The organism is Roseibacillus persicicus, assembly GCF_014651675.1.
Classification (GTDB): Bacteria; Verrucomicrobiota; Verrucomicrobiia; order Verrucomicrobiales; family Akkermansiaceae; genus Roseibacillus; species Roseibacillus persicicus.
On record NZ_BMXI01000023.1, the window covers coordinates 53,829 to 68,523 of the forward strand.

Here is a 14,695-nt window from a genome sequence, read left to right on the forward strand (position 1 = left end):
AGCTGTTAGATTTTATTGGGCTGCGTCCCCCATCCTCTTTATCCAAAGCGATATCGCCACGGTGGCGAGGCGACAATTGAACTCACTCCTCGCCTTGCTTCAGGAGATAGAGAACCGCCATTCGCACCGCGATGCCATTTTCCACCTGCTGGTTGATCAAGCAGCGTTCGTAATCCATCGCGGCATCACAGAGCTCCACCCCGCGATTAACAGGCCCGGGATGCATCACCCAAAGCCCTTCCTCGCTGATTCGGCGGAACCGGTCTTCAGTGATTCCGTAGAGCTTGTGATACTCACTGACACTCGGGAAAAACTGACACCCCTGGCGTTCCTTCTGAACCCGCAGCATATAGAAGACATCCGGCTTCCACTGCCACGCCTCTTCAAAGTTGGTGAAACGCGCAATCCCCGGCACCTCCGGCACCAGCGACCCCGGCCCCAGATAGGCCACCTCGTATCCCAGCTTTTTCAAGACCGTGCTCGTCGAACGCGCCACCCGACTGTGGCGAATATCTCCCGCAATCAGCACGCGCTTTCCTTCCTCGGTGGGATAGACTTCGCGCAAAGTGAAAGCATCTAACAGACCTTGGGTCGGATGGGCATGGGCCCCATCACCTGCACTGATGACGCTGGCTTTGGTCATCTTTGCAATTCGGCCGGGCAACCCGGGCATCTGATGGCGCACCACGATGTAGTCCGCCTGCATGGCCTGCAAGGTGTCGACGGTGTCCCGCACGCTCTCCCCTTTGACCACCGAGGAACTCGGAACGTCGAAGACCGTGACATCCGCCCCCATCCGCTTGGCCGCGACCTCGAAGGAGCTGAGGGTCCTCGTGCTGGGCTCATAGAAAAGCATCAGCACGGTTTTTCCCTTCAGGGCTGGAAACTTCTTCACCGACCGCTGGAAAACCTCCTTCAGCGGCTTGGCTTGCTCCAAAATTTCCTCCGTCTCCTCCCGCGAAAGCGAGGCCAGGTCCAGCAAATCCTTTCTTACCATCTCTTTAGTCGTTCGATTCCAAAATCACCGAGTCCTCGCCATCGGTTCCCTGCAAATTCACCACCACCCGGTCCAGCCGTTTGGTCTCTAACACCTTGCCCACATAGGTCGGCTCAATCGGCAGTTCACGCCAACCGCGGTCAATCAGAACCGCCAGCTCCACCTTCTGCGGACGGCCATAATCCGTCAAAGCATCCAGCGCGGCCCGAATGGTCCGACCGGTGAAGAGCACGTCGTCGACCAGAATGACGTGCGCGCCATCCATCGGGAAAGAGATCTCGCTACTTTGCAGCTTGGGATTCTGCTTCAAATGCTCGAGGTCATCGCGATAAAGCGAGATATCAAGCACGCCATACTGCAACTCGCGGTCGGTCTCCGCCAAGCGATTGCAAACCCGCTCCGCCACTTCATCCCCACGACTGCGAATCCCGACGATACAAACCGGGCCCTCGCCACTGGCCATGATTTGGTCCGCCAAACGGTCCACAGCCTCCGCTATTTCTTCCTCATTGAGCAATATCGCCATCTCCCCCGTTCTTAACTGCCGCCCCCAATACCCGCAAGACCCGAAACCGTTGGCGCGCTTGGATATTTGCATTTCGCGCAAAGAGAGACATCGTGTGGTTATGGCCAACGAATTGATCTCCCCAAAGCCCGCTGTCGGCAGCCTGACTGTCCATCGTCAGAGCGCCCAGACCGCCGGCTTCGAGTTCATCCCCCTGCCCTTCATCGACGACTGGCTCATCAATCGCGAGCGACGCAATCTGGTCCGCAAAATTCTCCAACAGCGAGGCATCCAATATGATGCCAAGTCAGTCAAAATCTTAAGCGGTAGCGGCACCAGCCTCTTTGGCAAGCTGGGCGGAATGGCCAAAGGACTGGTCCTGAAACCCATTATCAAACTCTATCGTTCCGTGCTCTTTTGGCTCACTATTCGTCGCGCGGTGCTCACCTTTGCCGAAACCTATTTTCTCGCCCGCTTTCTTTCCAAGCCAGAGGTCATCCCGGATGGCACGACCCTCAATCAGGCCGAGGCCAAAAGACTGGCCGATCTCTATCGCAGTGTGGTCACCAAGCTCGACCGCCGACTCGCCACCGAAGGCACCAAGCATCTCTGGGAATTCATGCGGAAAAAGAAGACCGAAGATCACAACAGCGTCTCCAGCCAAGAAGTCGCCGATGCCATCGAGAAAGAAGCGCCCGGCATCCTCGCCGACTTCGACCGCCGCGTCACCGCCGCCCTTCAAGCTTAGATAAATTGGGTAGGGCTGTTCTGAAGAGTAACCCAGGGAGCTTTCTGACAAACTCCTGACAAACATCTTCACCTGGTGGCGCTAGTATCAGGACAATGAAAGCCTTCCTGCCCTTCCTAGCCCTTGCCCTCACAGTCTTTGCCGAGGAGAACCCACTGGCCTCCGCCGACTCCGCAATAGCTCGCCAAGCCATTGCCTCCGCCATCAAAAAGGGCCCCGCAGTTCTTCCCGAACTCCGCACCTACGGCAAGTCTGACGACCCGCGCCTCCGTGTTCGCGCCAATGAAGCCATTGGCGGAATCACCGGTCAGTATGGCTCCGAGGTCGACCTCATCTGGAAACGCTCGGTCAAAGAGGCAATCAACCCGACCAAACCTCTTCTCGTGCTCCACCTCTTCGGCAACTTCGACGAGGAGTTCTGCTGAGCAAATGGCACTTTAGCGAGAACCGTGACGTTCTCCGATTCCCGTGTCGTCCAATTCATCAACGACAATTTCGTTCCCGTTTGGGAAAGCGTCTCCCCCGTGCGAACGGTCACCTTCGAGCTCGGCGAAGGCCGCTCCGTCAAAGGCACCATCTCCGGCGAAATCGCGCTCTATTTCTGCACCCCGCAAGGCCACGTCTACGACATCTTACCAGCCTTGCAATCACCAGCAGCGACTTTGGAGGCCATGAAAGAGGCCGCGGCCTTTCATAGGGGCAGAGTGCTTTCCAGCGAAATGGATCGAACGCAAAAATTCCACCTCAAGCGGATGGAGGCAATCGCTGGAACCTATTTTGACAAGAAAGAACACAGCCCCGAGGAACTCGAACTCCCCGAGCCACCTAGACGTCTCGTTCGAGCTTTATTAAAGGCTGAAAATGGAATCACGGCCCGGGACCAACACATCAGCGAGGCCATTGACGAAGCCACGATCGATCTCCGCATTATGGCCATGTCAAAGGTTGCCATGCCCATGCCAACCGGCTCGCCCCTCATCGTCGTCGAGCCGGGCGGGAAAGACTACTACCGCTGGGAGATTGCGCGGAGGTTTCAAAATCTAACCCCATGGAAATCCGAACCGAAGGGTTGGAAAGCCCTCGGTCCCCCCGACCCACCCCTCGATCAACGCAGTCCTGATGAATGGAAAGAAGAACTCTTCGTCCACATCCTCAAGCAGCCCCTCGACCAAGGCCAGGAAGTCACCTACGACTCCGATTCCCTCAAAGCCATCCGCATCATCCAAGACTAAGGCACGGAGCAAGGACATTTCAGCCCCTACGGTAGGGCTGTTTTGACAAAACTGCCGCGAATGTTGGGGGAAGGTCCCCAGCCCTCCGGCAGTCGTCCGCGGGATGGCCATTCGAACACACCTGACCACTCGCGGTCCTTTTATCAAAAGGACCCTATCGAGAGGTCTTCTAACGCGGGGCCCATATTCAGAGTTCCATTCTTCATCTCCCCTTCATCAACTTTTCACAAAGCTTCTTCATCGTCTCGTCTCGATGAAACGTCGCTACTTCACCATTCCCCTCATTCTCGCCGCTCTGGTTCTCCTCATCTTTATCCAAAGTGCCAGCAACCGCATCACCTCCCCCGATCGCGCGCGCCTGCGGGACCGCCATTACGAAATCCTCGCCGCCCCTGCTGAACACGGCATGGAGATCACCTCCCACACCGCACCCGACGGCACCCCTTATCTCCTTTGCCAAGGCCTCCCTGCTACCGGCGAAAAAGGACGCACCCTTCGTGGTCAACTGCAACAACGTCAAGTCCCCCTCGCCAGCGACCCCGCCGCCATCCTTCTCCTCCACGGACATGGCAGCCGACGCGAAAGCCAACTCGCCATCGCGGAACGCTTCTGCGCGGCTGGGTTCACCTGCCTTCTTCCCGACCTCCCGGGTCATGGTCAACATCCCGACCCCACTGCCACCTTCGGCAAGCGCGAAGTCCCTCTCCTGCTCCGCCTGCTCGCCCACGCCCGGGCCAAGCATCAAATTCCCGAAAAGGTGGGCCTTTTTGGACTCTCCCAAGGCGGAGCCATCGCCTTACAACTTGCCGCCGCCGACCCGCAGCAATTTACCGCCGTCGCCTCCCTTTCCAGCTTCGCCCATCTCAAAAAAGTCATGACCACCACCGCCGAACGCAAGTCCCCCGCGCTTGCCGCGCTCGTCCCAGCCGTTCAGCTCAATCTCCGTCTGCAACACCGCTTCGACCCCAATGAAATCTCACCCGCCCGAGCCGCTCAAAAAATATCCATTCCCACCTTCCTAGCTCACGGCGCCAAGGACTCCTTCGTCCCCGCCACCCACGCCCAAACCATTTCTAACAGCCTGCCAGACACCACCCCTCGAAGCCTCCACATCGTCCCCCACGCCACCCACGGCAACGTCCTCCTGTTAGGTCACGAAATCTACGCCGACTTGACCGAGTTTTTCCTACTTTCAGAACCCAGCTAAAACATCCTTGCTCAAGACGAACAACACAATGTCCTTCAAAAAATTTCTCTCCAGCTTCCGAGAGCGTCCTTGCCCCGATTTCTCTGCTGGAACGATTTTGCGTGATGGAAGAAGACCGCGAACAATTTCTTATCCCGACAAGCTAGCGGCCGAAATCAACTTTCTGAATACTGCCGTCCAGAGTCTTGCGGGTGCCCGCCCAACGGGTGCCACCTCCGGCTGATTTTTTCTCCAGACTCCAAACCGCAAGTGCGTTCCCACCCTCGGCGGCATCAGTCTCAACAAGGAAAAGTTTGCCTTGAGAATAATTATGGCCGGTCAAGATCCGCTCGCCAATCTTCCCGCGCACAAAGCGAGTGTCGTGCCACTCCAATCCGATCTCCAGCTCCTCGGTGTCCAGAAGGCCGGTATACCGGGTCAACGCAACGTCATAGGAAACAGGATTGGGCTGCTTGCGGAGCTTAAGCACAATAGGAGACTCACGACGTCGCTCGTCAAAAAAGCGACCACGCAAATCACCATCTTCATCGCGTACGAAACCACGGCCGATTCGAGTGCCCTCTTGCCAAGCCTCAAAGACCACCCCGCCTCGCTCCATCTTTCCCCCATAGAGGACGATGGAATCTCCCCGGTCGGCCAGAAACACCCCACGCCAAAGTTCCTCTCCGCGCCACTGACCACCCAAGACTCCGCTCACTCCTTCGATCTCGGCCTCATACAACGCGACCGTCGCAGCCGACGGCTCGTCCCCCACTTCGTTCTTCCAATCTCGCGCCGAGCTATTGCCTGAACTGGAGGCACTCTCCGTGCTGCTCGCGACGTCGCCCCGAACGCCAATTTTTTCCGCCTGCAACCGCTGCAAGCAACCTTCCAGCACCCGGGTCCGGTAACGGGTCAGCTCCCGCATGGTCTGAAAATAGGACTGGGGATACTTCGCCTCACCGCTAACCCCGTCGGCATCGGCCTGGGCCTGCTCCTTGACGTATTTAATCCACTCGTTTTGGGCCCGGCGGAACATCTTTCCCCTTTCACTTTCCTTTCCGACGATGGTGAGGATCTCGTCGAAGGTCGTCTCCATGATTTTACGTTCAGCCTCAGCAGAACTGGCAGCTTGCTCGTTGCCATTGACTGCATTCTGGGCGCTAACAGAACCAGCCATCAAGAACAGGCTGGAAAAAAGGATACGGAAAGTCACGCCGCAGTCTTTGTGGCAAAATGAGTTCCGTCAAGACTGCGCCCTGTTCGGCTCAGCCTAGCCGCGCTTTTCCTTTTGCTCTTCGATCCACAATCGGTCTTCTGCCGACAGATTGCTCTCCTTTGTCTCATAGCGCACCCCGTTGGGCGCTATCAAGATCAGGTTCCCATCCTTATAAGCTGCGAGCCGGGCCAGAATTTTCAGGTCATTCTTTCCCGTCCATCTGCGATATCCTTTTTTCTGAAGCTTTTCCTCGAATTTCTTTTGCCGAGCCTTGCTGGTCTCCAATGCAGTCCGCAGCAGACCCCAGGTGAATTCGGAATTCCCACTCCGGTAACCACGGACGTGCTGCACGACCGAACCATCGGTAGCGACCACGATGAGAGCGGGAAATCCCCCCACCTTGTAGCGTTTCTTTAGGGAAAGAAGATACTTCTCCTTCGCCAAAGCGATGCTCTGACGAGCCGTGTCGGCCGACTTCCGGTCCTTGACATTGAAATCGAGCTTCAAGCGGACAAAGTTCTCTCCAGCCCAATCTGCAAAATCCGAACGGGCGATCAGCTCGCTTTCCAAACGAGCCGCAGCGGGACTCCCTCCGCTTTGCGGACTCGGTGTGTCAGTGAAAAAAATCAGGAGGGGCTTGGACTCCACCAGAGAAAGGTTTTTGGCAACGGTATGACTTTCCTGCCAGTCCTTTCGAGCGACACCGAAGAGACCCTGGATGGCGGCTTCCGACCCTTCGAAATCGTCGGGGTTGGTGAAAATAATATCATCTTCGGACGGCAGACCCGCTACCCCGCCTTGACTTGCAGCCAAGGAGGCAGGATCGACTCCCGCCGCCACCAAACGCTCTTCGGTCGGCTCCACCTTGGCTGTCGCGCTACCGCCAGCGCGCAAGTGAGCGGGAACTTCCGGAACCTTTCCAAAATTATCCTCTTCTTCTCCGGGCTTCATCTTGGAAATCAATCCTCCCACTTGCCCGCAGGAAGAGAGACAAAGAAGCGAAAGTAAAACTGAATACCGAACCATGGGGACGAACGCTAACCTGCTTTAATCAGAATGACAATCTCGCCGCCTGACTGACAGAAGACCGCATTTTCGAAGGCATATCGTCCAGTTTCGCTTGCCTTCCTCTCCCTGAAACGGCAAGTCTGCCGCCCTCGCAAGTCATGTCCGGTCTACTTCGTTCTCTCATTCTTTTCGTATTCCTTTTTCTGCCCACTTCGCTGTCCGCTGCAGGCGGCGGTCACGAGGTCGAACCCTACTATCCCGAGAACAAGGAACTCCATCAAAAGGCTCAATACTCCCAGTTCCCGATCCCAACCTACAAGTTGCCTTCGGAAAAGAACGCCGATGGCTCGCTCAACCTCGGCGCTACTCTGGGAGCTCGCATCAAAGCCGACCCTTTCAATCTGGTTGCCTCCCTGATCTTCCTTCTGGCGATCTGCCATACATTCATGGCTGGCTGGTTCAATAAAATGGCCCACGAAGCTGAGGTTGAACACCACAAGAAGATTCACAAACTCGGACTCACTGCTGCCGCCAAGCCCCAGCCGGACGCTCAGGATGACGTCTCCTTCAAGGCGACCATCTTGCACTTTTTTGGAGAAGTCGAAGCGATCTTCGGGATCTGGATCATCGCCTTGGCTGCTGCCGCCATCGGATTCTACGACTGGGAAGCCTTCAAACTCTACGTGGGACATGACCGCGAGTTCGTCGAACCTGCATTCGTGGTGATCATCATGGCAATTGCAGCATCTCGCCCAGTTCTTCGCTTCGCGGAAATCCTCATGGCTTACGCCGCCAAACTGGGTCACGGCTCCCCTGCCGCGTGGTGGCTCTCGGTCATGACCGTTGCTCCCATTCTAGGCTCCTTCATTACCGAGCCTGCCGCGATGACCATCGGAGCCCTTCTTCTCGCCAAGAAATTCTACAAACACAAACCGAACGCCGTTTTCGCCTATGCGACCTTGGGATTGCTATTCGTCAACGTCTCCGTTGGAGGAACTCTCACCCACTTCGCCGCCCCTCCTGTGCTGATGGTAGCTGGCACTTGGGATTGGGATATGGCCTTCATGTTCTCTCACTTTGGTTATAAGGCGGTCATCGCCATCTTTATCGCCAACGTTCTGTTCTACTTCAAGTTCCGCGGCGAACTCACCCGCCTGGCCGATAGCGCCGACGGGGTGGAAGATGGCATCCAGCACCCCATTGCTTGGCATGAGCGCGAGGACCCTATCCCTGCCTGGGTGATTTCGGTCCACGTTTTCTTCCTGGCTTGGACCGTGGTCAACGTTCACGACCCCATTCTCTTCATCGGTGGATTCTTGTTCTTCCTCGCCTTCGTGGCAGCAACCCGCCATCACCAGAATGCAATTTCCATGAAGGGGCCTCTTCTGGTCGGATTCTTCCTGGGAGCTCTCATCATTCATGGTGGATGTCAGGCTTGGTGGATTGACCCCATTATCGTGTCCCTCAACGATTCCCCCAACCTTCTCCGTCTGGGAGCAACCATTCTGACCGCTTTCAACGACAATGCCGCGATCACCTACCTCGCCTCTCAGGTTTCTGGAATCGGATTTGATGCCAAACATGCGGTCGTCGCAGGAGCGGTTGTTGGAGGCGGTCTGACCGTAATCGCCAACGCCCCCAACCCTGCAGGTCAGTCTATCCTTTCCAAGCACTTCGTTGGAGGAATCTCTCCGCTCAAATTGGCAGCAGGAGCCCTTGTCCCCACCGTGATTTGCTACCTCTGCATGACCTTCCTCCCCAACCTCGACAGCTTGACCAGCAAGTCCAAGCCAACCACTCCAGAGGTTGAGCACGTCGAATCCCACTAGGCGAATCTGATGTTTACCGGACTAGTCGAAGCTGTTGGCACTATAACCCGGCGGGAAGAAAGAGGCGAGCAGGCCCGGCTAACAGTGGCCCTGCCATTCGCTGGTGAACTTTCCCTGGGGGACTCCGTGGCCGTCAACGGATGCTGCCTGACAGTGACCCAAATTTCGATCTACGAAGCGTCCTTCGACATTCTGGCACAAACCATGGAGGTCACTTCGCTGGGTCAGTTGGAAGAAGGAGCCCAGGTCAATCTCGAACGGGCCCTCCGGGTAGGAGACCGATTGGGTGGACATTTTGTGCAAGGCCACGTTGATGCGACTGGGGAAATTCGCGATTGGTCCGAACACGGCCAAGACCATCGCCTGGAGGTTAGTCTCCCCCCTGATATCCGGCAGCTTTGTATTCCGAAGGGCTCCTTGGCAATCGACGGAATTTCTCTGACCTTGGCCGACCTCACCGAGGATTCGGCGATTTGTTGGATTACCCCGCATACGGTATCTGCCACTCATCTCGGAACCGCTCAAATTGGGCAGAAGGTGAATTTGGAAGGCGACCTTCTGGCAAAGTACGTGCGCCAGCAACTTCCATCGACTGAAACGAACAAGTAGTCAGAAAAATCGATTCGCCCTTTTCGGTGAGCCTGCTTTTATTGCTCTCCACATGAGCACCGCAAACGTCGAAATCATCGGAGCAGACCGATTGCCCACCACTGGAACCCTCTTGATTCCAGGCAATCTTAGTCTTTCTCAGCTGCTGGCTTTGGAGTCCAAGCTCGCCGACCGACGCGTCACCTTCCTAATTGAAGAGAATCTGGCAATTGATCCAGAGGTTCAGAAGCACCTCGACCGCCCCCAGGTCAATGGCGCGGTTTTTTCCCGCAATGACAATCCGATTACTGTCGCCGGAGCTTTGGCAGGAGCTTTGGCCAATAATGGCGTGGTCCTCTTCGTTCCCGGCGTGGCCAATGCCCGCCCCGGGACCCCCACTGTCGTTCCTTCTGCAATTCTCAAATTCCTCTGCCTGCTTGGACTAAGCGTCACTCCGGTGGCCATTCACGTCCCTTCCCAGTGCAAACTCAGTGTGGAACCTTCGGCTTCGCTTCCGGACTCCATCATTACCTTCGGGATCCCCTTGGCTGCGGGAGAAGCCAGCTTGCCAGCCTACCAAGAATCTTTGTTCGAAGCCTCTGAGGCCGCATTTTCCAGCCGCGAATTCCTCAACGGCTCTCTGGCAGTGGCTCTCTTGAAGGGTCTCAAACTCCATGCCAACACCTCCGTCCTCCACGATGGGACCGACGACTCGGAACTTCCTTTTTCCAAAATTCTCGGAGTCGCCATTGCTTTTTCCAAGGAAATTGCGAAGGCAACCACCAAGAAACGGGTGGGAATTCTCCTTCCTCCGGGCAAAGGCGGTATGATTGCGAACCTCGCGGTCCTCTTTGCGAACAAAGTTCCGGTCAATCTAAACTTCACCGCCTCGCAAGAAGCGGTCCGCTCATCCATCAAGCAGGCTGATATTGATAAATTCATTACCGCCGATCCCTTTGTCCGAAAAGTTTCCTCTTTCCCCTGGCCCCCGAACCGTGACCTGATTTTCATCGAGCGCACTCTGCCTCAAATCAAGAAACACATCATCAAATGGGTGGTGCTTTCCAAGCTTTTGCCCGCAGAAATCCTCGTCAAGATTCTCGGGATTGGACAGAGCAAGGGAGACGACGAAGCCATCCTCCTTTTCACTTCCGGTTCTTCAGGCGAACCCAAAGGCGTTCCCCTCACCAACCGAAATCTTTTGGGAAATGTTTGCCAATTTTCCAGTCGGATCAAACTCCCCGAAGACTCCAAGATTCTCGGTTGTCTTCCCCTTTTCCACTCCTTCGGCTGTACAGTAACGTTATGGTATCCAATCATCGAAGGGCTGAACCTAGTTACATATTCCTCTCCGCTGGAGACCAAGCGACTCGCCGAACTCATCGAAGAACATAAAATCCCGCTTTTCCTCGCGACTCCCACTTTCCTCCGCGGCTATCTGAAACGCGTCCAACCCGAGCAGTTGGCCTCTCTCGAAATCCTGATCACTGGAGCAGAAAAGTTACCTGAGTCCCTGGCTGACTCCTTCGAAGAAAAATTTGGGATTCGCCCCCTCGAAGGATACGGCCTTACCGAAACCTCTCCCGCAACCAACGTCAATCTCCCCCCGCTGGAGGGCAGCGAAAATCTCACAGTCGTGGCCAGCAGCCGCTCGGGCTCCGTTGGTCATCTCCTGCCAGGAATTGCGGCCCGAATTACCGACCCCGCTACAGACCAACCCGTTCAATTGAATCAATCGGGCATCCTCTGGTTGCGGGGCCCCAACATCTTTCCCGGCTACCTCAATCGGGACGACCTCACTGCGGGCGTCTTTGAAGATGGATGGTTCAAGACCAACGACGTGGCTCGCTTTGATGATGACGGCTTTCTATTTATCGAAGGGCGGATGTCTCGCTTCTCGAAAATTGCAGGTGAGATGGTTCCTCACGAGGTCGTCGAAGCAGCCGTCGACAAGGTTCTTGGACTTGAAAAAGATGATGTTCGCAAGGTTGCGATCGTCAGCGTGCCGGATCAGCAAAAGGGCGAAGGAATCGGACTGCTCTCCACCGTGGCAGGCGATATGCTGGAGCAGGAAGTCATCGACCTCAGATACAAGTTGCTCGATGCGGGACTCCCTTCACTCTGGTGCCCCAAAGTCATCATTCCTGTCCCCGAAATTCCTGTTCTGGCTTCCGGAAAACTCGATTTGAAAGCCTGTCAAGCCATCGGGCAAGAGCACGGGAGATGATCCGTTTCGACCGGTTCATGCACGCCGCGCTCTACCACCCCGAGCGCGGCTACTACACCTCTCGAATCAAGTCAGTTGGCTCGCGGGGTGACTTCACCACCACGCCACAGCTCTCTCGAGCCCTCGGCCGAGCCATTGCATCTCTCTTCCAACAATCAGGTTGTCGAAACCTCGTCGAGGTAGGCCCCGGAACAGGCCTTCTGGCCCAAACGGTTCGCCAAGCCCTTCCGCCGCTAACAAGGCTACGCATCAAACAGCATTTGGTAGAAATCTCTCCGACCTTGCGCAAGCTACAGAAGGCTGCCGTCCCAAAAGCTCAGCATCACTCCACGATTCAAGATGCTCTCGCCGCCTGTAGGGGCCACGCCTTCATCTACTCTAATGAGCTCGTCGACGCCTTCCCAGTCCGAATCTTTCGCAAGGAATCAGAGGGCTATACCGAGCTCTATCTGAGTGGAAAACAACAGACACTTTCAGAGCAATTTCGCGCAGTTGAAGAGCTTCCAGACTCCACCCAGTTCAAAAGAAACTACCCGAGGCAGCAACGACTGGAAGTTCACGAAAGCTATCATCAATGGCTACAGGATTGGCTTCCTTCATGGGAGAAGGGTCAGATTCTAACTATCGACTACACTATCCGACAGCGTCAAATTGCGGGCTCGCTCCGGGGTTACTTTCTCCAAGACAGGCTCACTCGAGATAATCTCTATCAAAATGCAGGCCACGTCGACCTGACGACTGATGTCGATTTCGCTGACTTGGAATACTGGGGAGAATCACTTGGCTTGGAGACCCAATTTCTAAAAACACAAAGCGAGTTTCTTCAACCATTTGCATCCGGCTCCCAAGAAGACAGATTCCTCCTCGACCCCAATGGGGCTGGGTCAGCTTTTCAAGTTCTCCTTCAAAAAAAATAGCCTAATTATCTCCTGAAACTTCATCTGACCGAATAGCTGCATTTGAGAACCAGTCCAAACGAAGAAATCACACTTCATCCCCAATCATGAAAATTATCGTCGCACTTTTGCTCGCCATTGGCCCCCTTTTTGGATTTGAGCTCCCTAAAAGCACCAGTCAGGCGATAGTGGGTCTTGCCGGTGATTGGAATTCTTCACACGTCACCCTCCAACTTTACCAAAAAGACGCTGGTGGAACTTGGACTCAAGTTTCGAAACCTTGGAAAGGACGCTTGGGCTCAACTGGACTCGCCTGGGGTCGGGGGCTCCATCCTCTTCCCGCTGGCGTCACCCTCAAAAAGGAGGGAGATCGCAGAGCTCCTGCCGGCGTATTCACCTTGGGTGGAGCCTGGGGCTATGCGGAAAAAATCAAACATCACCCGAATCTCTCCTACACCCAAATCACACGCCGTGATCTCTGGGTCGAAGACCCGACTTCACGCTCTTACAACCAACACATCCGACTCGATCACGAGCCATCGACCACTTGGGAGAAAAAACAGCAAATGCGACAAGGAGACACCGCTCACTCCCTCAAACTCTTTATCAACCACAATGCCCCGCACTCCATTCCAGGAGCGGGCTCAGCTATCTTTTTCCATATTTGGCGAGGCGGGGGCAGCAAGGCAACTTTTGGATGTACGACTATGCAAGAAAGCAATCTTGCCGCCATCATCCAATGGTTAGATCCAAGCCAAAACCCAGTATACATCCTCCTGCCTCAAAAAGAATACCTCGCCAAACGGGCAGGATGGAAACTTCCCTGATTACTGAATCGGAATTTCAACAGGCGGGAGCTCTTCATCGATTTCGTCAGCATCAGGAACTGGCGAATGACCTTCAGCTTCAGGCGAAACCAATCCGGGGAATAATTCAGTTTCTTCAATTACGGACTCTGATTCAATTACGGACTCTGATTCAGTTGAGGACGAGGCCGAACCTTCCTGAGCCACGGGATCCTGCACAGCTGGCGCAGTCTCTCTGGCATCATCATCCTCCTTCTTCATAATCTGAGATTCCTGGCCCGGCCCTAATTCTTCCATTACTGACTCGGGCGAGTGAACATACCGCACTTCTCTGGCTGGACCGCGAGTCGCGAAGAAAATCCCCAACCCCATCAGCAAAACGAGAAGAACGATAAGAGTGATATTGGATAAAAAAAGTCTCTTCTCCAGTCGCATCATCATGTCACCCACGACTTCATTGGTCTGACTGGCTTGCTGAAAAAGCGCGGTCATTCGCTCATCGGATTGACCAATTCTATCCTGAACCTGATTGAGAGTTCCCAAGGCATTGTGATTTGTCGCGCTCACCTCCTTAATCGTCGAATTGAAACCCTGCATGTTCTCAAGAAGCTTCTGATCCTTGAGATTTGAATCCTCCATATGTGAATTGATTCGGCCGAGAATTGCGGTGACCTGCTGCTGCGAAGTCGCTAACTTCTCAAAGCTATTGAGGGCCGGCGGCAGAGACTCAACCAGAGCACTTACTTGAGAATTTTCCTGCTTCTGCCACTCAAGATGGCTGCTGATTGAACGAATGAGCTCAATTAACTCGATATAACCTTCTCTCAGCTGGGACAACTGTTGGTCCCGACGATTCTGTCTCTTCCAAGGCAACCATGACCTTCGTGTATTTTGTTTGAGATTTCCTCCAGTGTCCTTCCCCTTTGAAAGAGCCTCATTTGAAATAATTTCAACCGAAGATGCTTCCTGAGACTCATTGCTGTCAGTTGAGATAGGAGCAGACGCCTCACTGTAGAGACTATCTTCCGGTGGGTCTGATAAATCAGTCTTCGAAGTCACGATGATTCAATTGGCAAGCTGCTCCTTTTTCTGAAGCAAGAAAGAGGCCTAAGCAAACACATTTCCGTATTTAGTCCAGATTAGTTGAATTTCTATCAATCTAAATTGAGATGGGAGTTGATCCTGTCGGATGCTTCTAGAAATATGGGAGAATCGAAATACAGCATGTATTTCATAAAAGACCGGAACACCTAAAGAGCTTGGACCTGATTGGCTCCAGTAGTTGTTCTTGTGGCGAATTCGACCGCGCAAAATCATACCGTCGAAGCGCAGTCCGCAAAGCAAACTGAGCAGTGAGAAAGCGCCTGAAACGCGGGCAAAAAAAGAGCCCGACTTCGTCGTTAGACGAAATCGGGCTTATAACTGGCGACGACCTACTCTCACAGGACCTATCG

Annotated in this window: 14 protein-coding genes; 9 read left to right on the forward strand and 5 right to left on the reverse strand. The window is 54.7% G+C overall.

Annotated features, from left to right (window positions below; genetic code table 11):
• Positions 1-82: 82 nt before the first annotated feature.
• A complete protein-coding gene (locus tag IE099_RS19805) occupies positions 83-997 on the reverse strand; it encodes an aspartate carbamoyltransferase catalytic subunit (protein WP_189574256.1) in 915 nt (304 codons plus the stop codon).
• A gap of 4 nt (positions 998-1,001) precedes the next feature.
• Complete coding sequence (pyrR, locus tag IE099_RS19810) at positions 1,002-1,523, reverse strand: bifunctional pyr operon transcriptional regulator/uracil phosphoribosyltransferase PyrR (protein ID WP_189574259.1); 522 nt, start codon at positions 1,521-1,523, stop codon at positions 1,002-1,004.
• Between the two features lie 100 nt (positions 1,524-1,623).
• Here pyrR and IE099_RS19815 point away from each other — a divergent pair, with 100 nt between their 5' ends.
• The 4 genes from IE099_RS19815 to IE099_RS19830 all read left to right on the forward strand — a co-directional run bounded on the left by IE099_RS19815 (position 1,624) and on the right by IE099_RS19830 (position 4,689).
• A complete protein-coding gene (locus tag IE099_RS19815; protein ID WP_189574262.1) occupies positions 1,624-2,250 on the forward strand; it encodes a hypothetical protein in 627 nt (208 codons plus the stop codon).
• Between the two features lie 95 nt (positions 2,251-2,345).
• A complete protein-coding gene (locus IE099_RS19820) occupies positions 2,346-2,675 on the forward strand; it encodes a hypothetical protein (RefSeq protein WP_189574265.1) in 330 nt (109 codons plus the stop codon).
• Positions 2,676-2,699: 24 nt separating this feature from the next.
• Positions 2,700-3,482, forward strand: a complete 783-nt coding sequence (locus IE099_RS19825; RefSeq protein ID WP_189574268.1) for a hypothetical protein — start codon at positions 2,700-2,702, stop codon at positions 3,480-3,482.
• Positions 3,483-3,735: 253 nt separating this feature from the next.
• Positions 3,736-4,689, forward strand: a complete 954-nt coding sequence (locus IE099_RS19830; protein WP_189574271.1) for an alpha/beta hydrolase family protein — start codon at positions 3,736-3,738, stop codon at positions 4,687-4,689.
• A 142-nt stretch (positions 4,690-4,831) separates the two neighbouring features.
• Here the strand turns inward: IE099_RS19830 and IE099_RS19835 are convergent, their stop codons facing one another.
• Together IE099_RS19835 and IE099_RS19840 are read right to left on the reverse strand one after the other, a co-directional pair.
• On the reverse strand, positions 4,832-5,884 hold the full coding sequence (locus tag IE099_RS19835) for a lysozyme inhibitor LprI family protein (RefSeq protein WP_189574274.1): 1,053 nt from the start codon (positions 5,882-5,884) through the stop codon (positions 4,832-4,834).
• A 57-nt stretch (positions 5,885-5,941) separates the two neighbouring features.
• Positions 5,942-6,913 carry a thioredoxin domain-containing protein gene (locus IE099_RS19840; protein ID WP_189574277.1) on the reverse strand — a complete coding sequence of 324 codons (972 nt, stop codon included), beginning with the start codon at positions 6,911-6,913 and terminating at the stop codon, positions 5,942-5,944.
• A 140-nt stretch (positions 6,914-7,053) separates the two neighbouring features.
• Here IE099_RS19840 and IE099_RS19845 point away from each other — a divergent pair, with 140 nt between their 5' ends.
• The 5 genes from IE099_RS19845 (at position 7,054) to IE099_RS19865 (ending at position 13,262) form a co-directional block, all read left to right on the forward strand.
• Positions 7,054-8,724: a putative Na+/H+ antiporter gene (locus IE099_RS19845; RefSeq protein ID WP_189574280.1), complete on the forward strand. Its 1,671-nt coding sequence runs from the start codon at positions 7,054-7,056 to the stop codon at positions 8,722-8,724.
• Positions 8,725-8,733: 9 nt separating this feature from the next.
• Positions 8,734-9,333, forward strand: a complete 600-nt coding sequence (locus IE099_RS19850; RefSeq protein WP_189574284.1) for a riboflavin synthase — start codon at positions 8,734-8,736, stop codon at positions 9,331-9,333.
• A 52-nt stretch (positions 9,334-9,385) separates the two neighbouring features.
• The gene (locus IE099_RS19855; protein ID WP_189574287.1) at positions 9,386-11,539 is read left to right on the forward strand and encodes an AMP-binding protein; all 2,154 of its coding nucleotides are present in this window, start codon (positions 9,386-9,388) and stop codon (positions 11,537-11,539) included.
• The gene (locus tag IE099_RS19860) at positions 11,536-12,456 is read left to right on the forward strand and encodes an SAM-dependent methyltransferase (protein WP_189574289.1); all 921 of its coding nucleotides are present in this window, start codon (positions 11,536-11,538) and stop codon (positions 12,454-12,456) included. The genes IE099_RS19855 and IE099_RS19860 overlap by 4 nt, the downstream gene beginning before the upstream one ends.
• Before the next feature lie 86 nt (positions 12,457-12,542).
• Positions 12,543-13,262 carry a L,D-transpeptidase family protein gene (locus IE099_RS19865; protein ID WP_189574292.1) on the forward strand — a complete coding sequence of 240 codons (720 nt, stop codon included), beginning with the start codon at positions 12,543-12,545 and terminating at the stop codon, positions 13,260-13,262.
• Here the strand turns inward: IE099_RS19865 and IE099_RS20720 are convergent, their stop codons facing one another.
• Positions 13,263-13,880: a hypothetical protein gene (locus IE099_RS20720; RefSeq protein WP_194598408.1), complete on the reverse strand. Its 618-nt coding sequence runs from the start codon at positions 13,878-13,880 to the stop codon at positions 13,263-13,265.
• Positions 13,881-14,695 lie beyond the last annotated feature (815 nt).

Excerpts from the sequence above, each read along its gene's own strand:
- IE099_RS19845 (WP_189574280.1), top strand. The coding sequence starts at position 7,054 with ATGTCCGGTCTACTTCGTTCTCTCATTCTTTTCGTATTCCTTTTTCTG.
- IE099_RS19865 (WP_189574292.1), top strand. The coding sequence starts at position 12,543 with ATGAAAATTATCGTCGCACTTTTGCTCGCCATTGGCCCCCTTTTTGGA.
- IE099_RS19805 (WP_189574256.1), bottom strand. The coding sequence starts at position 997 with ATGGTAAGAAAGGATTTGCTGGACCTGGCCTCGCTTTCGCGGGAGGAG.
- IE099_RS19830 (WP_189574271.1), top strand. The coding sequence starts at position 3,736 with ATGAAACGTCGCTACTTCACCATTCCCCTCATTCTCGCCGCTCTGGTT.
- IE099_RS20720 (WP_194598408.1), bottom strand. The coding sequence starts at position 13,880 with ATGGAGGATTCAAATCTCAAGGATCAGAAGCTTCTTGAGAACATGCAG.
- pyrR (WP_189574259.1), bottom strand. The coding sequence starts at position 1,523 with ATGGCGATATTGCTCAATGAGGAAGAAATAGCGGAGGCTGTGGACCGT.
- IE099_RS19840 (WP_189574277.1), bottom strand. The coding sequence starts at position 6,913 with ATGGTTCGGTATTCAGTTTTACTTTCGCTTCTTTGTCTCTCTTCCTGC.
- IE099_RS19855 (WP_189574287.1), top strand. The coding sequence starts at position 9,386 with ATGAGCACCGCAAACGTCGAAATCATCGGAGCAGACCGATTGCCCACC.
- IE099_RS19860 (WP_189574289.1), top strand. The coding sequence starts at position 11,536 with ATGATCCGTTTCGACCGGTTCATGCACGCCGCGCTCTACCACCCCGAG.
- IE099_RS19815 (WP_189574262.1), top strand. The coding sequence starts at position 1,624 with ATGGCCAACGAATTGATCTCCCCAAAGCCCGCTGTCGGCAGCCTGACT.
- IE099_RS19850 (WP_189574284.1), top strand. The coding sequence starts at position 8,734 with ATGTTTACCGGACTAGTCGAAGCTGTTGGCACTATAACCCGGCGGGAA.
- IE099_RS19820 (WP_189574265.1), top strand. The coding sequence starts at position 2,346 with ATGAAAGCCTTCCTGCCCTTCCTAGCCCTTGCCCTCACAGTCTTTGCC.